This window comes from Aeromonas enteropelogenes (assembly GCF_020097295.1).
Lineage (GTDB): Bacteria > Pseudomonadota > Gammaproteobacteria > Enterobacterales > Aeromonadaceae > Aeromonas > Aeromonas enteropelogenes.
The window spans coordinates 3,480,224-3,501,155 of record NZ_CP083625.1; the positions used below are offsets into that span (position 1 = coordinate 3,480,224).

The following is a 20,932-nucleotide window of genomic DNA, read 5'->3' on the forward strand; positions in this document are numbered from 1 at the left end:
TCATGCTGGCTGGGCGACGGGTTCCAGGGAACCCTTGGGCGCGGTGATGGTGCGATAGGCGTTGTAGGCCATCAGCAACATACCGGTGACAAAGAAGCAGCCACCCAGGAAGCGCACGAAGTAGAAGGGATAGGAGGCCTGCAGGGCTTCCACGAAGCTGTAGGTCAGGGTGCCGTCTTCGTTGACTGCACGCCACATCAGACCCTGCATCACACCGGAAATCCACATGGCGACGATGTAGAGTACGGTACCGACGGTCGCCAGCCAGAAGTGCACGTTGATCAAGCGGATGCTGTACATGCGGCCCTGGCCGAACAGGTTCGGGATCAGGTGGTAAACCGCCCCGATGGAGACCATGGCAACCCAGCCCAGGGCACCGGAGTGAACGTGACCTACGGTCCAGTCGGTGTAGTGGGAGAGAGCGTTGACGGTCTTGATCGCCATCATGGGGCCTTCGAAGGTCGACATGCCGTAGAACGACAGGGAGACGATCAGGAAGCGCAGGATGGGGTCATAGCGCAGTTTGTGCCAGGCACCGGAGAGGGTCATGATGCCGTTGATCATGCCGCCCCAGGAGGGCACGAACAGGATCAGGGACATCACCATGCCGAGGGACTGGGCCCAGTCAGGCAGGGCGGTATAGTGCAGGTGGTGCGGACCGGCCCAGATGTAGAGGGAGATCAGCGCCCAGAAGTGCACGATGGAGAGACGGTAGGAGTAAACCGGGCGGCCGGCCTGCTTGGGCACGAAGTAGTACATCATGCCAAGGAAACCTGCAGTCAGCAGGAAGCCTACCGCGTTGTGACCGTACCACCACTGCACCATGGCATCCATGGCACCGGAATACATGGAGTAGGACTTCATGCCAGACAGCGGCACTTCCATGTTATTGACGATGTGCAGCACGGCGACCGTGATGATGAAGGCACCGAAGAACCAGTTCGCCACATAGATGTGGGAGGTGGTGCGCTTCATCAGGGTGCCGAAGAAGACGATGGCGTAGGCGACCCAGACCACGGTGATCGCCAGATCGATCGGCCACTCCAGCTCGGCATACTCTTTGGCGGTCGTGAATCCCAACGGCAGCGAGATGGCCGCAGAGAGGATGATTGCCTGCCAGCCCCAGAACACGAAGCTGGCGAGCGGGCCACCAAACAGCCGGGTCTGACAGGTACGCTGCACCACGTAGAAGGAGGTCGCCATCAGGGCGCTCACCCCGAAGGCGAAGATCACCGCGTTGGTGTGCAGGGGCCGCAGACGACTGTAAGTCAGCCAGGGGGTTTCGAAGTTGAGGGCAGGCCAGATCAGCTGGGCTGCGATCAGTACGCCAACCGACATGCCGACAATTCCCCAGACAATCGTCATGACGGTAAACTGGCGAACAACGGTGTAGTTGTACTCAGGATGGTTAGTTGTATGGCTCATCGTTATATTCCGCTTCCGATGCTGCTGTTGTTTGGTTTTTGTCCGGCGAGCCGGACCTGTTTCATCGAGTCACCGCCCACCAGTTGTTAACATCTGTTAACGAAAGGAAAAGCAAAAGATGACCATATGAAAACTGCATGGGAATGATACTGAAGTGACAGGTAAAATAACAGTATAAACAGTGATATATTTGGCTCCGTCCGGCCTCGTTTTAACCGCGATTTACCTTGTGCGAGATCACAAAAATACTATTTTTTCCGCATCTTATTGGGACCGCTTTTCATGAAAGAAAAACTCACTAGCCGTAAAGTCATGCACCTCGGACTGGTGCTGGCCCTATTATTGGGGCTCATTGCATACCGTACCTGGTTTTCAACCGAAAACAGCGCCGCACCCGCGCCGATAAAAGATCAGATTTGTGATCTTTCCCACAGCAGTTGCACTGTCTCTGTCGGCGAAAAACCCCTTACGGTGGCGGTGGCCGAGCTGCCGGTACGCGCCGAACGGGATTTTGCCCTGCGCATGACGGGGGGTGATCCGGCCATTACCCCGGTGAAGGCATGGCTGGAAGGGCGGGACATGTTTATGGGAACCATTCCGGTCAAGTTTGAACAAATAAGCGGTGGTTGGCAGGGAACGACCCTGGTGGGCAGTTGTACTTCTCCCACTATGGTCTGGCTGCTCAATATCGAATGGAGCAATGGCGAGCGCCAGCAATTGGCGTTGTCGGTTGCCCGGGAATAAGTCGTTGGCCGCAAAGGAGTGGAAAAAATATTTGAAATTTCCATGCCAGGCGTTACCTTCCCTTGGCCTACAGGGAGTGAAATCTATTTAATCATGACTGAGAAAAATCAATTTTATCGAACCCTCAATCAACAGGCGCGAGCCCTGCTGGAGGGAGAAACCGACCTGATTGCCAACCTGGCCAACCTCTCCGCCCTGCTCAATCAGGAGCTGGCAGATATCAACTGGGTCGGTTTTTATCTGTTGCAAGGGGACACCCTGGTATTGGGGCCCTTCCAGGGCAAGCCGGCCTGTGTTCGCATTCCCGTCGGCCGTGGTGTCTGTGGCACCGCCGTGTCAGAGGGCAAGACCCAGCTGGTAGATGATGTGCATCAGTTTGATGGGCATATTGCCTGTGACGGTGCCAGCAATGCCGAAATCGTGATCCCGGTGCGCCGCAACGGCGAGATCATCGGGGTGCTCGACATCGACAGTCCGATTTTTAACCGTTTCGATCAGGAAGACCGGATTGGCCTGGAAGAAACGGTGCAAATTTTGGAAAGCATGCTCTAAGTGATTGCTTAGATGGTTCGCAAAAGGCCCCAAGCTCTCTATAATGAGGCCTTTGTTGTGCTCGGGAAGTGCCCGTGCGTTTATATGAAAGCCAAGGTTATACATGGAAAACACTGAGAAGCTGAAGAACAGTAAAGAAATCGTTGCCTACCTGGTCGAGAAATTCCCGGCCTGCTTCGTTGCTGAAGGAGAGGCCAAGCCGCTCAAGATTGGCATCTTCCAGGATTTGGCCGAGCGTCTTGCTGACGATGCCAGAGTCTCCAAGACCATGCTGCGCTCTGCTCTGCGTCAATATACTTCCAGCTGGCGCTACCTGCATGGCCTCAAGGCTGGCCAGGCTCGTGTCGATCTGGACGGTAACCCGGGCGAACTGCTGACCGAAGAGCACATCGAACACGCCAAGCAGGCGCTGAAAGAGAGTAAAGAACGCGTCTTTGCCAGCCGTCGTACCAACAACAAAGAGAAGGATGACAAGGCCAAGAAACCCCGTCGTCCGGCTCCTCGCAAAACCGAGAAGGCGGATGTCGCCGCCAAGGCAAAGGCTCAGGAGAAAGCGCCTGTTGCCGATGCTCCGCTGGTCAAGGTGGATGCCGCTACCCTGAAAGTGGGTCAGGACGTCCGTGTGGTCATGGGCAAGTCTCCGGTTCCCGCAACCATCAAGGAAGTGACCAAGGACGACGTTCAAGTCCAGCTGCAGACCGGCATGACCCTGCGGGTCAAATCAGAGCACCTGGTTCTCTAAGGAGAGACATGTTGAAGCATGGCGTAATTCGTTTTTCCCTCGTTGCCTGTAGCCTGGCGCTTGCCGGGCTCGCACAGGCCATCGAGCCGGTGCTCAAGGAGAGTGATTTGCCTGTGTTGGCTCAAGAGAGCCAACATGCTACGGCCAGCAAGCGAATTGCCAATCTGTTTACCCGCTCGCATTACAAACAGTTCAAGCTGGATGATGCCTTTTCCTCCGTGATCTTCGACAAGTATCTGGAGAATCTGGATTACAGCCGCAACCTGTTTTTGGCCTCTGACATCAGCCGTTTTGAAAAGTACCGTAACGGGTTTGACACCGACCTCGAAAGAGGCCGTCTGGCGCCCGCCTACGAGATGTTCAACCTGAGTCAGCAGCGGCGTTATGAGCGGTTCGAATACGCCCTCAAACTGCTCGATACTCCTTTCGATTTTACCCAGCCCGACAACTATGTGTTCGATCGGGAAGGGGCAGCTTGGCCGAGGGATGAAGCCGAACTCAACGAGTTGTGGCGCCAGCGGGTCAAGTACGATGCCCTGAGCCTCAAACTCAGCGGCAAGGAGTGGCCCGAGATCAAGGAGCTGCTTGGCAAGCGTTACAACAACGCCATCAAGCGGATGTCCCAGACCGAGAGCGAGGATGTGTTCCAGCTCTTCATGAACTCCTTTGCACGCGCCATCGAACCACACACCAGTTATCTCTCACCGCGCAGCGCCGATCGTTTCAACACCGAGATGAACCTCTCGCTGGAGGGGATTGGTGCCGTGCTGCAGGCGGAGGATGACTTCACCGTCATTCGTTCCCTGGTGCCCGGTGGTCCTGCTGCCAAGTCCAACAACCTCAAGCCCGATGACAAGATCACCGGGGTAGGGCAGGAGGATGGCAAGATCGTTGATGTGATCGGCTGGCGTCTTGACGACGTGGTCGAGCTCATCAAGGGGCCCAAGGGCAGCAAGGTGAAGCTGGAGATCCAGCGCGGCAAGGGCGCCAGCGCCAAGACCGAGCAGATCGAGCTGGTGCGGGACAAGGTGCGCCTCGAAGATCGCGCCGCCAAGTCCAAGGTGATCAGCGCCGAAGGCAAGAAGATCGGGGTCATCGAGATCCCCAGCTTCTACGTCAATCTTCATGAAGATGTGATCAAGGAGCTCTCCAGCCTCAACAAGCAGAAGATAGATGGTCTCATCATCGACCTGCGCGGCAACGGTGGCGGTGCCCTGACTGAAGCCTCGGCCCTGAGCGGTCTCTTCTTTGCCAGCGGTCCCGTGGTGCAAATTCGTGATCACATGGGCCGCATCACGGTCAATGGTGATGACGATGGCCAGGTCTACTACGGTGGCCCCATGTCGGTGATGATCGATCGTTATAGCGCCTCGGCCTCCGAGATCTTCGCCGCCGCCATGCAGGACTACGGCCGCGCCCTGATCCTCGGGGAAAACTCGTTTGGCAAGGGGACGGTGCAGCAGCATCGCAGCCTGGCCAAGGTCTACGACTTCTACGAGCAGCCGCTGGGTCACGTGCAGTACACCATCGCCAAGTTCTACCGGATCAACGGCGGCAGCACCCAGAACAAGGGGGTTGCACCGGACATCAGCTTCCCGACGCCGGTTGCGCCGGAAGAGACTGGCGAGAGCCGCGAGTTCAACGCGCTGCCGTGGGACAAGATCGCCTCGGCCAACTACCAGGTGCTGGGCAATTTCACCAGCCAGCTGCCCAAGTTGCAGGCGGCCCACGATGCGCGGATTGCCAAGGATCCCGAGTTTGCCTACGTAATGCAGGACATCGCCGAGTACCAGGGGGAGAAAGATAAAAAATCTGTCTCCCTCAACGAGGCAGAACGTCTGGCAGAGCAGGCCAAACAGGACGAGAAGGCGCTCACGCGCGCCAACGAACGTCTGGCCCGCCTTGGCAAGCCTGCGGTGAAGAGCCTGGATGACTTGCCAGCCGATTTTGAGGCGCCCGATGAGTATCTCGTCGAGGCGGCCAACATCACGGCGGATCTGGCCAAGGCCGGCAAACGTAGTTGAGTTGGCCAAGCTGAATCTACAAGGGCGACGCGAGTCGCCCTTTCTTTTATCAGACCGCAAATCGTTTGACCCCGCCTGCCGGTTGTGCCAGCCTCTTTCTCGCCTTTAACAAGCGTGGAAGCAGACAATAATGACAAATCACTCCCAGGCCATGACGGCCAAATATCGTCAGGACTACCAGGCCCCTCTCTACTGGATTGATACCATCGATCTGGATTTCCAGCTGCAGGAACCCCTCACCCAGGTCACCGCCATCACCCGCATTCGACGCAACGGCGATCACAACGAACCTTTGGTGCTCGATGGCGAACAGCTGACGCTCAAGAGCATCGCCATCGACGGTGTGCCGTGCGAGCATTATGAGCTGGGGGAGGGTAGCCTGACCCTGTTCAACCTGCCCACCGAGTGCGTGCTGACCATAGTCACCCTGCTGGATCCGGCCGCCAACAGTGCGCTGGAAGGGCTTTACAAGTCCGGTGATGCCTACTGCACCCAGTGCGAAGCTGAAGGGTTTCGTCGCATCACCTATTATCTCGACCGGCCCGATATCCTGGCCCGCTACAGCACCCGCATTACCGCAGACAAGGCCAAGTATCCCTTCCTGCTTTCCAACGGCAACAAGGTCGACAGCGGCAATCTGGACGGTGGTCGCCACTTCGTGCAGTGGCAGGATCCCTTCCCCAAACCCAGCTATCTGTTTGCTCTGGTCGCCGGGGATTTTGACGTGGAGCGAGGCAGTTACGTAACCCGAAGTGGCCGCAAGGTGGCCCTCGAGATCTTCGTCGACAAGGGCAACCTGGATCGGGCCGGCTTTGCCATGGAGAGCCTCATCAACTCCATGCGCTGGGACGAGCAGCGTTTCGGTCTGGAATACGACCTCGACATCTACATGATCGTCGCGGTGGACTTCTTCAACATGGGCGCCATGGAGAACAAGGGGCTCAACATCTTCAACTCCAAGTTCGTGCTGGCCAACCCGGCTACCGCCACCGACGGCGACTACCACGGTATCGAACGGGTGATCGGTCACGAATATTTCCACAACTGGACCGGCAACCGGGTCACCTGTCGCGACTGGTTCCAGTTAAGCCTGAAAGAGGGGCTGACGGTGTTTCGGGACCAGGAGTTCTCCTCCGATCTCGGCTCGCGAGGAGTAAACCGCATCAACAATGTGCGCACTGTGCGCGGCCCGCAGTTTGCCGAAGACGCCGGTCCCATGGCGCACCCCATCCGCCCGGATGTGGTGATCGAGATGAACAACTTCTACACCCTGACCGTCTATGAGAAGGGTTCTGAAGTGATCCGCATGATGCACACCCTGCTTGATGAAGAACATTTCCAGGCCGGCATGCGCCTCTATTTCGAGCGCTTTGACGGTCAGGCTGTTACCTGCGATGACTTCGTACAGGCGATGGAAGATGCCTCCGGGGTGGATCTTGGCCGCTTCCGTCGCTGGTACAGCCAGTCCGGTACCCCCGAGCTGACTGTAACCGACGAATACGACTCCGCCAGCGGCATCTATCGCCTGCACGTGCGCCAGCACACGCCACCGACCCAGGATCAGCCGCAGAAGCTGGCGCTGCACATCCCCCTCGATATCGAGCTGTATGACGATCAGGGGCGCGTTATCCCGCTGCAATATCAGGGCAAGGCCATCGGTAACGTGCTCGACGTGCTGGAAGCGGAGCAGACCTTCGTGTTCGATCGGATGCCAACCAAGCCTGTTCCTTCTCTACTGCGGGACTTCTCAGCCCCGGTCAAGTTGCACTATGACTACAGCGACGAGGCGCTGGCCTTCCTGATGCGCTTTGCCCGCAACGAGTTTGCCCGCTGGGATGCCGCCCAGATGCTGATCAACAAGGCGGTGATTGACGGGGTTACCCGGGTACAACAAGGGCAGAACGTGGCGGTATCGGCCACCTTGCTGGATGCCTTTGTCGCCATTTTGGATGACGGCGAGCTGGATCCGGCGCTCAAGGCCGAGATCCTGGCGCTGCCGGGGGAGGCGACCCTGGCCGAACTGTTCGAGGTGGCTGATGTCGATGCCATCCATCGGGTGCGTGATGAGATCCAGCTGCGGCTGGCGCAGGCCTTCGGGGCGCGGCTGGCCGCCCAGTACGACAGTCTGAAGCTGCCGACTTATCGGGTAGTGCATGCCGACATGGCCAAGCGTGCCCTCAAGGGCGTGGTACTTGGTTATCTGGCGGCGCTCGACGCAGACAGCGCCGATCTGCTGGTGCGCCAGCAATATGCGGCCGCCGACAACATGACCGACACCCTGGCGGCGCTGCAAGTGGCCAACAGCCATCTGCTGCCGTGCCGCGCCGAGCTCTTGGCCGATTTCGAAGGCAAGTGGGCGCACGATGGTCTGGTGCTGGACAACTGGCTGCGCCTGGTGGGAAGCAAGCCGGCTGCCGATGTGCTGGCCGATGTGAAGCAGGCGATGGCACACCCCACCTTCAGCATTCGCAACCCGAACCGGCTGCGGGCGCTGATCGGCAGCTTTGCCATGAACAACCAGGTGCAGTTCCATGCCCGCGATGGCAGCGGCTACCGCTTCCTGACCGATCTGCTGATCGAGCTCAACGAAGTTAATCCCCAGGTGGCGTCACGCCTCATCACTCCCCTTATCCAGTTCAAACGGCTCGATGAAGAGCGCAAGGGGCTGATCCGCGCTGAGCTGACCCGACTGGCCAGCCTCGAAGGATTGGCGCGGGATCTGTTCGAAAAGGTGAGCAAGGCGCTGCTGCAGTAAGGAAACAGGGCAGGGGATGGGTCTCTTCTGCCCACTCTTGCCTGCGTTATGCCCGTGAAGATAAAGACAAGGCGAGCGGTTCGGTTGAACCCTCGCCCTTTTTGAAGGAGCCGACGTGAAACAGTTTACCTTTCGATTATCTCTGAGCCACGACGAGATCATGCTGATGTACCAGGGCCACGTCAGGCGCCTGGTGGTGGGAACCGAGCAAGGGCTCACCATAGAGATAGGGTTGGAAAAAATCCGCCCCTTTGTCGCCCACAGCGGGGTGTACGGCTATTTTCGCCTGAAAACCCAGGACGATTATCGCTTCATCAGCCTGGAACGCATAAATTAACATTTTTGGAACAGATTCCCGACTAGTTATCTCGCTTTTATCACTAACTATCCGGTAATTTTTCGCAAAGGCAGTGAGAATTTCTGTTTTTTTTATCATTGGCAAAATTTCTCACAGTTTAAGTCGTGATCTGCCCCCTGTTTTTAACAACTTATTAGCACTATCGCTCGCCTTCCCTTATTCAAGCCATTACACTTCGCAACAACTCTGTACCAGCGGGCAATCAGGGTGATTGCCTCTGCGTCGGTGGTTAATGTCGTCCGATAAGGAATATAAAAATGGCATTGAAAGACGCCCCTACCTCAGTTCTGCTCGAAAACGTTCTCAGCCTGATCAACCAAAAATTGCCCAAAAACAGTGCCTCCCTGGTCGAGCGCTTCGTTGCCAAGTTTTACGGCAACATGGCCAGTAGCGACCTGCATGATCGCAACGACAGCGATCTCTACGGGGCGGCGCTGAGCCTGTGGAATGCGCTCAACCAGCGCGTCGGCACCGCGCCCTGCATCCGGGTCTACAACCCGGAGCTGACCCGCCACGGTTGGCAATCTCCCCATACCATCGTCGAGATCATCTTGCAGGATGCCCCTTTCCTGGTGGACTCCATCCGCATGGCCCTCAAGCGCCTCAATATCACCGCCCACATGATGCTGCACCAGCCGCTGCACCTTATTCGTGACGGCGAGGGCAAGATCAGCGCCATTCTGGATCTCGACAACACGGATGGGCAGACATCGGTTGAAACAGCCTTCCTCATCGAGATTGACCATCTGACCAGCGAGGCGCAGATGGAGGCCCTGGCCGCCGAGCTCGACTCGGTTGCCGGTGAAGTGGCGCTGGCGGTAGGGGACTGGCAGCCCATGCTGGCCAAACTCAACGAGATCATCGATGAGTTGCCCAAACGCAAGCTCCCGGTCAGCAAGGCAGAGGTGGACTCTTGCGTCGCCTTCCTGAAATGGGTTGCCGCCCACAACTTCACCCTGATGGGCTACCGCCGCTATGACGTCAAGGCTGTGGAGGGGGATCACGAAATCCTGCCGCAAGCCAGCTCGAGCCTCGGGCTGATGAAGAACTCCATCAAGGAAGAGGGGCAGCGCCTCGGCACTATGCCGGCCAGCGCCCGTCACGAGGCATTGAGTTCCGATCTGCTGATCCTCACCAAGTCCAACAGCAAATCCCGGGTTCATCGTCCGGCCTATGTGGACTACATCGGCATCAAGCGTTTCGACGAGCACGGCAAAGTGATTGGCGAAGACCGCTTCATCGGCCTCTACGCCTCTTCCATCTACAACACCAGTGCGACCCAGATCCCCCTCATCAGCCATCGCCTCGAGCGGATCATGGCCGCCTCCGGGTTCGAGAAGGGTTCCCATGCCTACAAGGCGCTGCTGAACGTGCTGGAAACCTATCCGCGTGACGAGTTGATCCAGGCCCGTGAAGAGGAGTTGCTGGCCACCGGTCTCGGCGTGCTGGAGATGCAGGAGCGTGACATGCTGCGCCTGTTCGTGCGTCGCGACGTCTACGGCCGTTTCTTCTCCTGCATGGTCTATGTCACCAAGGAGCGTTACAACACGGCGCTGCGAGTCAAAACCCAGCAGATCCTGCAGAAATATTTCGGCAGCAACGAAGAGGTGGAGTTCAACGTCTACTTCACCGAAGGGGTGCTGGCGCGGACCCACTACATAGTGCGGGTCAACAACAACAACGTGGATGTGGATGTGAACGAAGTACAGAACAACCTGATTGAAGCCGCCCGCAGCTGGGACGACAGACTCGACTCCGTGCTGCTCTCCCACTATGGCGAAGCCCGTGGCAACGAACTGCGTCGCCGTTTCAGCGCCGCCTTCCCCCGTGCCTACAAGGAAGACGTGCTGCCGGGTTCTGCCGTCGCCGACATCATGGCGCTGGACAACCTGAGCGAAGCCGAGCCGCTGGGCATGCTGTTCTACCGCGCCCAGGAAGAGCAGAACGATCGCCGGGTGCGCCTCAAGCTGTTCCATCGCACCGAGCCCATCCATCTCTCCGATGTCTTGCCCATGCTGGAAAACATGGGGTTGCGGGTTATCGGCGAGACCCCGTATCAGGTCCGCACTCCGGCCGACGAGGTGTTCTGGATCCTCGACTTCTCCATGCTGCTGCACGGTGAGCAGCCGTTCGATCTGGAGCAGAGCCAGCAGCGCTTCCAGGAAGCGTTTGCCGCCATCTGGAACAAGAGTCTGGAAGATGACGGCTTCAACCGTCTGGTGCTGGGCGCAGGCCTCACCGGCCGCCAGGTCTCTGTGCTGCGGGCCTATGCCAAGTACATGCGCCAGACCGGGGTTTCCTTCAGCCAGTCCTATATCGAGGAGACGCTGACCCGCTACCCCGACATCGCACAGTTGCTGTTCACCCTGTTCGAGCAGCGCCTCAATCCTGCCATCACCCAGGATGCCAAGGTGCAGGCGAAGATCCACGAGCAGCTCGCCGCCAAGCTGGATCAGGTGGCTAACCTGGATGACGATCGCATCATCCGCCGCTTCATGGAGATGATCGAGGCGACCCTGCGCACCAACTATTACCAGAAGGACAAGGCGGGCAACATCAAGCCCTACATCTCCTTCAAGCTGGCCCCCTCCAGCATTACCGACATGCCGCTGCCGCTGCCCAAGTTCGAGATCTTCGTCTACTCGCCACGGGTGGAAGGGGTTCACTTGCGCTGGGGTAAGGTGGCCCGTGGTGGCCTGCGCTGGTCCGATCGCAAGGAAGACTTCCGCACCGAGGTACTGGGTCTGGTCAAGGCCCAGCAGGTGAAGAACACCGTCATCGTGCCGGTCGGCGCCAAGGGCGGTTTCTACTGCAAGCAGATGCCGGCTGGTGCCCCTCGTGCCGTTATCCAGGAAGAGGGCAAGGCCTGCTATCGCCTGTTTATCCGCGGTCTGCTGGATGTCACCGACAACATCATCAGTGGTGAGGTGATCCCGCCAAAAGATGTGGTACGCCACGACGAGGATGACTACTACCTAGTCGTTGCCGCCGACAAGGGCACCGCCACCTTCTCCGACATCGCCAACGAAATAAGCCTGGAGTACGGCCACTGGCTGGGCGATGCGTTCGCCTCTGGCGGCTCGGTCGGCTATGACCACAAGAAGATGGGCATCACAGCCCGTGGTGCCTGGGAGTCGGTCAAGCGGCATTTTCGTGAAATCGGCGTCAACTGCCAGACCACCGACTTCACCTGCATCGGGATCGGCGACATGGCGGGGGACGTGTTCGGCAACGGCATGCTGCTCTCTGAACACACCCAGCTGGTGGGCGCCTTCAACCACATGCACATCTTCATCGACCCGACGCCGGATGCGGCCAGGAGTTTCGTCGAGCGCAAGCGCCTGTTCGAGCTGCCGGGTTCGAGCTGGGATGACTACAACCGCGAACTTATCTCGGCAGGGGGCGGCATCTTCCTGCGCTCGGCCAAGTCCATCAAGCTGAGCCCCGAGATCCAGACTTTGCTCGGTACCGACAAGGCCAGCATGGCCCCGAACGAGCTGATCAAGGCGCTGCTCTGCCTGAATGTGGACTTGCTCTGGAACGGCGGCATCGGTACCTATGTGAAGAGCGCCCGCGAGAGCGATGCCGAAGTGGGTGATCGCAGCAACGACGTGCTGCGGGTCAATGGTCGTGATCTGCGTGCCCGCATTGTGGGCGAGGGCGGCAACCTGGGCTTTACCCAGCTTGGCCGGGTGGAGTACGCCAGCCAGGGCGGACGCATCAACACCGACTTCACCGACAACGTGGGCGGGGTGGATTGCTCTGATAACGAAGTCAACATCAAGATCCTGCTGAACCAGCTTGTTGCGGCAGGGGATATGACTCTCAAACAGCGCAACCAGATGCTCTATGAGATGACCGACGACGTGGCGCAAATCGTTATCACCAACGCCTATCGCCAGTCCCAGTCCATCTCGGTCACCAGCTTCCGCGGTGCCGAGCAGCTCAAAGAGCAGCAGCGTTTCATCCAGGGGCTGGAGCGTGAAGGCAAGCTGGATCGTGCGTTGGAATTCCTGCCCTCCGATGAGGAGCTCTCCGAGCGGATGGCGGCCGGGCAGGGACTGACCCGACCCGAGCTGGCGGTGCTGGTGGCCTATGGCAAGATGGTGCTCAAAGAGCAGCTCAATTGCCCCGAGGTGACCGACGAGCCCTTCCTCGCCAACATGCTGGTGACCAGCTTCCCGGCCCAACTGCAGCAGCAGTTTGGCGCGGCCCTTGCCCAGCACCCGCTGCGCGGCGAGATCATCGCGACCCGGGTGGCCAACATGCTGGTCAACGACATGGGCCTCAACTTCGCCAGCCGGATGAAGGACGAGACCGGCGCCTCCCTGGCCGAGGTGGCTTGCTGCTTTGCCATGGCTCGCGAGGTATTCGGCCTCAACGCCCTGTGGCGCGATATCGAAGCCTGTGACAACCAGGTGGGAGCCGAGACCCAGCTCGAGCTGATGTTCTACAGCCGCCGCATCGTGCGCCGTGCCACCCGCTGGTTCCTTCGCGCCCGTAACCGCAGCTGGAGCATCAGCGAGAATATCGCCTTCTTCCGTCCGGCCTTCGAGACCCTGGCCGAACACCTCTACGAGGTGATGGACGAGAGCGAAGTGACCGAGCACCGTCAGGTGGTGGCCAAGTGGATGGAGCGCCAGGTGCCCGAGCACATTGCCCGTCAGGTCGCCCATATGAGCAGTCTCTTCTCCAGCCTGGATCTGGCGCAGATTGCCGCGGAGCACAAGACCGACATCCTGCGCGTCGCCAATGTCTACTATCGTCTCGGTGCCAAGCTGGATCTGCACTGGTTCCTCGATCAGATCAACCATCAGCCGGTGGGCAACCACTGGCAGGCGATGGCTCGGGCCTCGTTCCGCGAAGATCTGGACTGGCAGCAACGCAGCCTCACTTCCGTGGTACTGGAAGGGTGCAAAGATCAGGGAGAATGCGCTACCATACTGGCCGACTGGATTTCGGAGCATGAGCAACTCTTGTCCCGTTGGACCCATATGTTGGCCGACTTCAAGACCACCAGCACCCACGAGTTCGCCAAGTTCTCGGTGGCCTTGCGCGAGTTGAACCTGCTCCAGTTGAATTGCCGAGCACTGTAATTGCCAGATAAGGCATAACACCGGCATAACACCCAAAGCCCCGGCCAGTTGCCGGGGCTTTTTTTAAGGAGCAAAGATGTTGTACCCCATCGCCAGGCATTTCCTGTTCAAGCTCAATCCGGAACAGGCTCACGATCTTTCTATGAAATATTTGCCCCGCCTTCTCGGTACGCCACTCGATTGTTTCTTCCGTCAGAATTTGCCGAAACGCCCCGTCACCGTCATGGGGCTTTCTTTTGCCAATCCGGTGGGATTGGCAGCAGGTCTTGATAAAGATGGGGAGTGCATTGATGCGTTGGGAGCCATGGGATTTGGCTTTATCGAGGTAGGCACTGTTACCCCCAAACCCCAGAGCGGCAACGACAAACCCCGCCTGTTCCGGGTTATTCCGGCAGAGGGGATCATCAACCGCATGGGTTTCAACAACAAGGGTGTTGACCATCTGGTCGCCAGAGTCAAAGAGGCGAAATATCAGGGGGTGATCGGCATTAATATCGGCAAGAACAAGGACACCCCCATTGAGCAGGGCAAGGATGATTACCTGTTCTGTATGGACAAGGTTTATGACCATGCCGGTTATATTGCCGTCAATATCTCCTCGCCCAATACCCCGGGGTTGCGCCAATTGCAATATGGCGAGGCGCTCGATGAATTGCTGGCCGCTCTCAAGGTTCGTCAGCAGGAGCTGGCGGCCAAATATAAGAAGTATGTGCCGCTGGCTGTAAAAATTGCCCCAGATTTGAGCCTTGATGAAATAGATCAGGTTGCCGCCTCTCTGGTTCGCAATGGTATCGATGGCGTTATCGCGACCAATACCACCCTGGAGCGGGGAATGATCTATGACATGCCCCATGCTGGTGAAGCAGGTGGTCTCAGCGGTCGCCCATTGCAGCACAAGAGCACCGAGGTGATCCGCCACTTGGCAAAGGCTCTCGATGGCGCCCTGCCCATCATTGGGGTGGGGGGGGTGGACAGTGCCATGGCCGCCCGTGAAAAGCTGGCGGCCGGTGCCAGCCTGGTGCAAATTTATAGCGGTTTTATTTATAAAGGCCCCGGGCTGGTTAAAGAAATCGTCGAAAATATATAAGAAATAACCTGGAGCCCTTTATTTGACGTTGCCGATTTTATCTACATGGAATAGAGTCATCAGATGCAATATCAAGAAGGGCTCCCACATGTTTATCCAACCGACCGATAGCTGGCAATGGCACTACGATGCTCAGAATGACCGTCTGATGTTGGAGCTGTCTGATAACATGTTATTTGCCACCGAATATAAAGGGCGACAATTGGTCCCCAATGCATTCACGACCCAGCCTTTTTGTGTCGATGATGCTGCACTTTATTATCAGCTGATGGATAAAGCTGCCGAACTGCAGTGGAGTATTCCCCATCAGGTACAACTGGTACTCAATGCCATCGCCGTCAGTCGATTTTATAAACCCCTGATGCCGCAAAGCTGGTTTTTCAACGAGCAACATTCAACCATCTGGCCAATAAATGGTGATTTGGTCTGGATGTGTACCCCTCACGGGCGTGGTGAGTTCATGGTCATTGAAGCAGGGGAACAGGCCAGCGTCTGTCTGAATTTGACCGATGATTTGATATTGACCACCAGCAAGCAATTACCCCGTTTCGGGGTGATCAAGGTCATGAATAACCGTATGGTTCCCCGTGTCGTCATGACGGAGCAATACCGTCAGGTTAGTTGAAGGTATTATTGTGCGGTGCCATTAAATAGCCTCAGGTGGCTATTTAATAGCACTGTTAGTCGTGTTCAACTGTGATCTTTCATATCTCTATTGCAGATATGCTGCGATGCTCTTCATGCCGTGTCGCGTTATGACTTGCTGGATTTTTCCTGCCATTCGAGATACCAGTTTTCAACCTGATCGATGGGTAATGGGCGACTGATGTAATAGCCTTGCGCCAATTCGCACCCAAGCAAGGCCAGTTGCTGCCAATCTTCCTGATTTTCTACCCCTTCTGCGACGGTTTTTAACCCCAATTTCTGACTCATCACGATGGCGGACGTCAATATTGCCAGCTTCTTGGGACTGGTGTGGGCATCGTGAACAAACTCCTTATCTATTTTGATTTCGGTGAAGGGGCAGCGAGAGAGTTGCTTCATGGATGAATAACCGGTGCCGTAATCGTCCATGGCAATGCCAAAACCGCGCAACCGTAAGCGTGCCAGGGTGCCGAGCGACATGGCAATATTCGACATGAAGGTGGTTTCAGTAACCTCAATGATGAGGGTTTGACAGGAGAGTTGATGTTCCTGAGCAATCGCGACCATGTTGTCGACCAGCTTGTCGGTAAGCAACAGGGAAACGGGCAGGTTCACCGAGCAACTGAGATCATCAGGCAGGACTGTCATATTGCGCAGCGCCGCACAGGTGTCATGTAAAAAGCGATAGAAGAAGTCCAGCGCCAGGGGGCCTTCTTCCAGATGATGCACGAAGCAGATCGGAGGGAGTAAGCCATGCTCGGGATGACGCCAGCGCACCAGTGCCTCGAAACCAAACAGCCGCGAGTCCACCATGGTGACCTTGGGTTGTAAAAACGGCACAAGTTGACCACTGTTCAGCGCTTGTCGCACATCCTCTGCGGTGAACGATAGCTGCATCCATTTGTTGCTTTCCCGTCGTACCTGGGGGTCGCAATGTCGCAACATATTGCGCAGGTCGTTTTTCTTGAGTGGTTTGGCCAGCACGCCGATCACCTCAAGGGTGCCGGCATCGGCGATGGAGTGAATGACGTCCAGTACATCCCGTTCGACCGCACTCATCACGGCGATAAACATCTGGTAGTTGGTGTCTTTTTCCAAATGGCCGATGAGCTCGACCCCATCCATGCCTGGCATGTTGAGGTCGGTCAGCAGCAGGTCCACATGGTCTATCTGTCGCAGCTTGTTCAGGGCATCCTGACCGTCGCTGGCGACATGGATCTGGCCAAAGCCCAGCTCCTGAAGCAAGCAGGTCACCTCATACTGCTGGGTGCGAGAGTCATCGACCACCAGGGCACAGCGGCCCTTCCATTGCACTAATGGCATAGTTGATCCCCTAGTTAATCTGACAATGTGAGGGTTTGGGCTATCTGCATGAGTGACATCACCTGATCCACCCCACCATGAGCTATCGCCTCTTTAGGCATACCAAATACCACGCAACTTGCTTCATCCTGGGCGATGGTTCGTGCGCCCGCATCGCGCAGCTCTCTCATACCCCTTGCACCGTCATCGCCCATGCCGGTCATGATGACGCCAGTAGCATTCTGGCCCGCGCTCACGGCGACCGAGCGAAACAGGACATCCACAGAGGGGCAGTGACGGGAGACGGGAGGACCTTCTTTCACCTCCGCCAGATACTGGTTGCCACTGCGCTGGATTAACAGATGCTTGCCCCCCGGTGCTATCAGGGCCACGCCGGGCAGCAGGCGATCACCGGTCACGGCTTCTCTGACCTCCAACTGCGAATGATGGTTTAGCCGCTCGGCAAAGGACGCCGTGAACCGTGCCGGCATATGCTGCACGATAGCAATTCCGGGGCAGGAAGCAGGCAAGCGGGTCAGCAGATACTCCAGCGCCTGGGTGCCTCCCGTCGAGGTGCCGATGGCAATGATCTTGTCTGTGGTGCGAAACCTGGGGTGTTCCGCAGGGGCAGAGAGCACGGCATCGGCGGTATTTTTCGGAGGAACCGCGATGGTGCCGCCACTCTTGTTGCCGGGTGGATTGAGATTGCGCAACTTTGCATGGGCCGCACAGCGGATCTCCTGGATCAGATCATTGGCCCCCTGTTGCAGGAAATCTTTAATTCCTACTCCGGGCTTGGTCACAATGGCAATGGCTCCGGCAGAGAGGGCCTCCAGAGTGATGCTGGCCCCCTCAGCAGTCAGCGACGAGCAGATGATGACCGGGGTCGGCCGCTCGGCCATGATCTTCTTGAGAAACGTCAGGCCATCCATCCTGGGCATTTCGAGATCCAGAATGATGACGTCAGGCCAGACCTTGTTCATCTGTCGCATGGCAAAGATGGGATCGAATGCGGCCCCCATGACCTCGATATCGGGCGCCTTGCCCAGCATCTGGGTCAACACTTCGCGTACCAGCGCAGAGTCATCCACGATCATCACTTTGATTGTCATCATTCGTCCCGGGTGAATTGGCAGCGATAGCGAGAGGTGGCTTCCTGCACCAGCGGAAGATCCGGTTGACGGATAGTCTCCGAATGCCCGATGAGCAGATAACCACCCGGTTTGAGCAGTTCACACAACTGTGACAAAACATGAACCTTGGTCGCTTCATTGAAATAGATGAGCACATTTCGCAAAAAAATCACGTCAAAGTCCCGCTCGATGAAATCGCGACATCCGAGCAGGTTGAGGTTCGAAAACGAGACTTTCCTGGCCAGCTCCGGCTTGACCCGGATCTTGCCTTCGTACTCGTCGTGGCCACGCTGAAAATAGCGCAGCCACAGATGGGGAGGGACATGCCTGGCCCGTTCGACGGTATATATGGCGCGCTGGGCAAAGGGAATGACCCGGGTGTTGATATCGGTGGCGTGGATGTCCCAGCGCTCATTGATCCCCAGCTGTTCTGCCAGCACCATGGCGGCGGAGTAGGCCTCCTCCCCGGTAGAGCAGGCGGCAGACCAGACGCGCAGCGGGGCGGGATCTTCTGCCAGGCGTTGCTCTGCGTAGTGCTTCAGCCAGCCGAAGTGCGGCATTTCACGAAAAAAATAGGTCTCGTTGGTGGAGAGCAGATTGATGGCGATCTGCCGCTCCTGACGGGCCTGCGGTTGATTGATCCGCTCCCAGTAGGCGCGGTAGCTGCCCAGGTGGAGCGTTCGCAAGCGTTTGGCCAGTCTGGATTGCACCAGTGCCCGTTTGCTCGGCGCAAGATCAATACCGGCGGACGCCAGAATAAAGCGGCGAAACAGCTCGAACTCCTGCTGGCTCAAGGTAGGATTAGGACCTGAGCCCGGAGTGCCGGGGGGAGGGACCATCAGCACTCTCCCGCTCCCGCATTGAACAGCTGGTTGGTGGCGGCTTCCGCCATGGCGCTCAGCTCGCTGATGGAGAGCGCCTTGGGCATATCGAGCAAGATGGCAAAGCGTTGGTCGATGGTAACCACGCCACGAATGAAGTCTCCCCTGATCTGGGTGCCAAAGGTCGGGGCCGGTTCGATGGCCTCTGTGGCTATCTCGAGTACTTCGCATACCGCGTCGAGCAGCATACCGATTTCCTGGGTACCGCCACTGCTGGTGGGCAGCGACAAGATGGCCACGCAGCTGGTGGACTGCCGCTCGGTCTGGCCCCGCCCAAACCGGATAGAGAGATCAATGACCGGCACCACTGCACCCCGTAGATTGATGATCCCCCTGACAAAACGCGGCATCATGGGCACCGGAGTCACCCCCTCGAACTCGATGATCTCGCGAATGCAGCCGATATCGACGCCGTACAGTTCCCCCCCGAGCATGAAGGTCACACAATGAAAATGAGATGCTTCGGCGTCCTGGGCAAGCGTTGCGCACATAGACGGACTCCTAGTAGTTGGTGAACTTGCCATCTTCGGGTTCGCGCTCCTGCATCGTTTCATGAAAGTGCGTCAGATCCAGCGGGTTCACTTTGCGGCTCATCCGGCCAGGTGCATGGTAAGTGCCGTGCAAGGGATAGCTTGGCTGACGATAACCGCTTCGCAAGATAAATTGTTGCATCAATTCTTGCAGTTGCTGGGCCGTTGCACTGAGCTCCTCCGAAGTGGAACTCAGTTCTTCGGCGGAGGCTGCCGACGCCTGCATGCCATCGCTTATCTGGGTGACGGCGATATTGATCTGGGAGACGTTGGCCCGCTGCTCGCGAGAGGCGGAGGCGATCTCCTGCACCAGGGTGGCGGTCTGCTCGATACCGGGCAACATTTCGCGCAGCAGGATCCCCGCCTGCTCGGCCACACCGACCGAACGGCTGGCCAATTCCCCGATCTCCTTGGCCGCGTTTTGCGAGCGCTCGGCCAGCTTGCGCACTTCAGCCGCGACGGTAGCAAATCCCTTGCCGTGCTCACCGGCCCGGGCTGCTTCAATGGCGGCATTGATGGCCAGCAAGTCGGTCTTGTTGGCGATGTCGTTGATCACCGTAATACGCGAGGCAATCTCTTTCATGGCATGCACCATTTCGCCTACCGCCCGGCCGCTTTCGGTAGCGCTGCTGGCCGCCTTGGTGGAGATGTTTTCTGTCACCTTGGCGTTGTCGGCATTCTGGCTCACCGTTGCTGTCATCTCTTCGACGGAGGCACTGGTTTGCTCCACGCTGGAAGCAAGTTCCGATGAGGTCTGGGAAAGGGAGTTTGCCGTGGCGGAGACCTGTTCTGAGGCTGATCCTATGGCCTGTGACATGGCACCCACTTCGCTGAGGGTATCGGAGAGGCGATGGGCCATGCTCTTGATGGCGTAGAGCAGGCTGCTGGTATCATCGGGGCTTAATTTGACCGGGGTTGAGAGATCGCCCTCAGCCACCCTGGCAACAATTTGCACCGTGTAAGAAGGGTCACCGCCGAGCTGGCGCAAGATACTGCGAGTGACCAGCAGTGCCAAGGCCAGACAAACCAGGAGTGCCGTCCCTGAAATCGCGATGAGTAGCTTGAGATTGTCATGATAGCCACTGCGGCTCTCTTCGAGTGAACGGGAGGCAAGCTCTGAATTGATCTCCACCAGTTTGGTCAGCATTGCATCAACGTCATCGAATGCGGGACGACCTTTATCGCTCATCAATCGCAATGCATCCCGCTCTGCCTGTCCATCCGTATTGGAAAGTTGGGCCAGTCGAAGAACATCGGCCGCATACTTTTTGTACGTCGTCCATGTTGCATTGAAGTGGGAGAGCTGTTCGACTTCCTGCGGGTCGAGTTCACTTTTGCGATACTGAACCATGGAATCCTGCATTGTCTGTTCGAATTTGTTTAAGTTGGCCAATACCTCTTCTTTTGATTCGGTATCAATCTCTCCAAAGTAACGATAGAGCGCGCGGTTGTGGTAAATCGCATATCTTCTGGCGTTGGCGAGATCCTTGATGGGCAACAACCGGTCTGCATACATGCCGTCGATCAGGTGCATCATGGTGTTGGTGGTGTTGTAACTGATGGCGCTCAATCCCACCAACAACAACATCAGGGTGGAAAAGGACAGCACCAGTTTTGTTCTGACCTGCAAGTTGTGAAACCAGTCCATGGTATTGACT

At 57.4% G+C, this 20,932-nt stretch carries 15 protein-coding genes; 9 read left to right on the top strand and 6 right to left on the bottom strand.

Features of this window, described 5'->3' with window-relative positions:
- On the bottom strand, nucleotides 1-1,425 hold the full coding sequence (gene ccoN, locus LA321_RS16165) for a cytochrome-c oxidase, cbb3-type subunit I (protein ID WP_026456586.1): 1,425 nt from the start codon (nucleotides 1,423-1,425) through the stop codon (nucleotides 1-3).
- A gap of 282 nt (nucleotides 1,426-1,707) precedes the next feature.
- On the opposite strand from ccoN, the gene LA321_RS16170 reads away from it, so the two are divergent.
- The 9 genes from LA321_RS16170 to LA321_RS16210 all read left to right on the top strand — a co-directional run bounded on the left by LA321_RS16170 (nucleotide 1,708) and on the right by LA321_RS16210 (nucleotide 15,408).
- Nucleotides 1,708-2,169 carry a hypothetical protein gene (locus LA321_RS16170; RefSeq protein WP_042069355.1) on the top strand — a complete coding sequence of 154 codons (462 nt, stop codon included), beginning with the start codon at nucleotides 1,708-1,710 and terminating at the stop codon, nucleotides 2,167-2,169.
- Nucleotides 2,170-2,262: 93 nt separating this feature from the next.
- A complete protein-coding gene (locus LA321_RS16175; RefSeq protein WP_042026193.1) occupies nucleotides 2,263-2,721 on the top strand; it encodes a GAF domain-containing protein in 459 nt (152 codons plus the stop codon).
- 103 nt (nucleotides 2,722-2,824) lie between these two features.
- Nucleotides 2,825-3,463 (top strand): RNA chaperone ProQ, encoded by a 639-nt coding sequence (gene proQ / locus LA321_RS16180; RefSeq protein WP_042069356.1) that lies wholly within the window; start codon nucleotides 2,825-2,827, stop codon nucleotides 3,461-3,463.
- 8 nt (nucleotides 3,464-3,471) lie between these two features.
- Nucleotides 3,472-5,487, top strand: a complete 2,016-nt coding sequence (gene prc, locus LA321_RS16185) for a carboxy terminal-processing peptidase (protein ID WP_042069357.1) — start codon at nucleotides 3,472-3,474, stop codon at nucleotides 5,485-5,487.
- Nucleotides 5,488-5,617: 130 nt separating this feature from the next.
- Nucleotides 5,618-8,242 carry an aminopeptidase N gene (pepN, locus tag LA321_RS16190; protein ID WP_042069360.1) on the top strand — a complete coding sequence of 875 codons (2,625 nt, stop codon included), beginning with the start codon at nucleotides 5,618-5,620 and terminating at the stop codon, nucleotides 8,240-8,242.
- 115 nt (nucleotides 8,243-8,357) lie between these two features.
- Nucleotides 8,358-8,579 carry a DUF2835 family protein gene (locus tag LA321_RS16195; protein WP_042026198.1) on the top strand — a complete coding sequence of 74 codons (222 nt, stop codon included), beginning with the start codon at nucleotides 8,358-8,360 and terminating at the stop codon, nucleotides 8,577-8,579.
- Nucleotides 8,580-8,857: 278 nt separating this feature from the next.
- Nucleotides 8,858-13,696 (top strand): NAD-glutamate dehydrogenase, encoded by a 4,839-nt coding sequence (locus LA321_RS16200; protein WP_042069361.1) that lies wholly within the window; start codon nucleotides 8,858-8,860, stop codon nucleotides 13,694-13,696.
- Between the two features lie 76 nt (nucleotides 13,697-13,772).
- A complete protein-coding gene (gene pyrD / locus LA321_RS16205) occupies nucleotides 13,773-14,783 on the top strand; it encodes a quinone-dependent dihydroorotate dehydrogenase (RefSeq protein ID WP_042026201.1) in 1,011 nt (336 codons plus the stop codon).
- 88 nt (nucleotides 14,784-14,871) lie between these two features.
- A complete protein-coding gene (locus tag LA321_RS16210; RefSeq protein WP_042069362.1) occupies nucleotides 14,872-15,408 on the top strand; it encodes a cell division protein ZapC in 537 nt (178 codons plus the stop codon).
- A 128-nt stretch (nucleotides 15,409-15,536) separates the two neighbouring features.
- Here the strand turns inward: LA321_RS16210 and LA321_RS16215 are convergent, their stop codons facing one another.
- From LA321_RS16215 to LA321_RS16235, 5 genes are read right to left on the bottom strand one after another with little or no spacing between them, the layout of a single operon-like run.
- A complete protein-coding gene (locus LA321_RS16215) occupies nucleotides 15,537-16,751 on the bottom strand; it encodes an EAL domain-containing response regulator (protein ID WP_026456956.1) in 1,215 nt (404 codons plus the stop codon).
- 14 nt (nucleotides 16,752-16,765) lie between these two features.
- Complete coding sequence (locus LA321_RS16220) at nucleotides 16,766-17,845, bottom strand: protein-glutamate methylesterase/protein-glutamine glutaminase (RefSeq protein ID WP_167335315.1); 1,080 nt, start codon at nucleotides 17,843-17,845, stop codon at nucleotides 16,766-16,768.
- Entirely contained in the window at nucleotides 17,842-18,702 is an 861-nt protein-coding gene (locus LA321_RS16225) for a CheR family methyltransferase (protein WP_042069366.1), read from the bottom strand. Before LA321_RS16225 ends, LA321_RS16220 begins: the two co-directional genes overlap by 4 nt.
- Nucleotides 18,702-19,235: a chemotaxis protein CheW gene (locus LA321_RS16230; RefSeq protein ID WP_082043339.1), complete on the bottom strand. Its 534-nt coding sequence runs from the start codon at nucleotides 19,233-19,235 to the stop codon at nucleotides 18,702-18,704. Before LA321_RS16230 ends, LA321_RS16225 begins: the two co-directional genes overlap by 1 nt.
- 10 nt (nucleotides 19,236-19,245) lie before the next feature.
- Nucleotides 19,246-20,922: a methyl-accepting chemotaxis protein gene (locus LA321_RS16235; protein WP_042069369.1), complete on the bottom strand. Its 1,677-nt coding sequence runs from the start codon at nucleotides 20,920-20,922 to the stop codon at nucleotides 19,246-19,248.
- Nucleotides 20,923-20,932: the final 10 nt, after the last annotated feature.

What these genes read in the sequence shown, in the direction of transcription:
- ccoN (WP_026456586.1), bottom strand. Translation starts at nt 1,425, where the DNA reads ATGAGCCATACAACTAACCATCCTGAGTACAACTACACCGTTGTTCGC.
- LA321_RS16170 (WP_042069355.1), top strand. Translation starts at nt 1,708, where the DNA reads ATGAAAGAAAAACTCACTAGCCGTAAAGTCATGCACCTCGGACTGGTG.
- LA321_RS16210 (WP_042069362.1), top strand. Translation starts at nt 14,872, where the DNA reads ATGTTTATCCAACCGACCGATAGCTGGCAATGGCACTACGATGCTCAG.
- LA321_RS16220 (WP_167335315.1), bottom strand. Translation starts at nt 17,845, where the DNA reads ATGATGACAATCAAAGTGATGATCGTGGATGACTCTGCGCTGGTACGC.
- LA321_RS16215 (WP_026456956.1), bottom strand. Translation starts at nt 16,751, where the DNA reads ATGCCATTAGTGCAATGGAAGGGCCGCTGTGCCCTGGTGGTCGATGAC.
- LA321_RS16235 (WP_042069369.1), bottom strand. Translation starts at nt 20,922, where the DNA reads ATGGACTGGTTTCACAACTTGCAGGTCAGAACAAAACTGGTGCTGTCC.
- LA321_RS16230 (WP_082043339.1), bottom strand. Translation starts at nt 19,235, where the DNA reads ATGTGCGCAACGCTTGCCCAGGACGCCGAAGCATCTCATTTTCATTGT.
- LA321_RS16225 (WP_042069366.1), bottom strand. Translation starts at nt 18,702, where the DNA reads ATGGTCCCTCCCCCCGGCACTCCGGGCTCAGGTCCTAATCCTACCTTG.
- LA321_RS16175 (WP_042026193.1), top strand. Translation starts at nt 2,263, where the DNA reads ATGACTGAGAAAAATCAATTTTATCGAACCCTCAATCAACAGGCGCGA.
- pepN (WP_042069360.1), top strand. Translation starts at nt 5,618, where the DNA reads ATGACAAATCACTCCCAGGCCATGACGGCCAAATATCGTCAGGACTAC.
- prc (WP_042069357.1), top strand. Translation starts at nt 3,472, where the DNA reads ATGTTGAAGCATGGCGTAATTCGTTTTTCCCTCGTTGCCTGTAGCCTG.
- LA321_RS16200 (WP_042069361.1), top strand. Translation starts at nt 8,858, where the DNA reads ATGGCATTGAAAGACGCCCCTACCTCAGTTCTGCTCGAAAACGTTCTC.
- proQ (WP_042069356.1), top strand. Translation starts at nt 2,825, where the DNA reads ATGGAAAACACTGAGAAGCTGAAGAACAGTAAAGAAATCGTTGCCTAC.
- pyrD (WP_042026201.1), top strand. Translation starts at nt 13,773, where the DNA reads ATGTTGTACCCCATCGCCAGGCATTTCCTGTTCAAGCTCAATCCGGAA.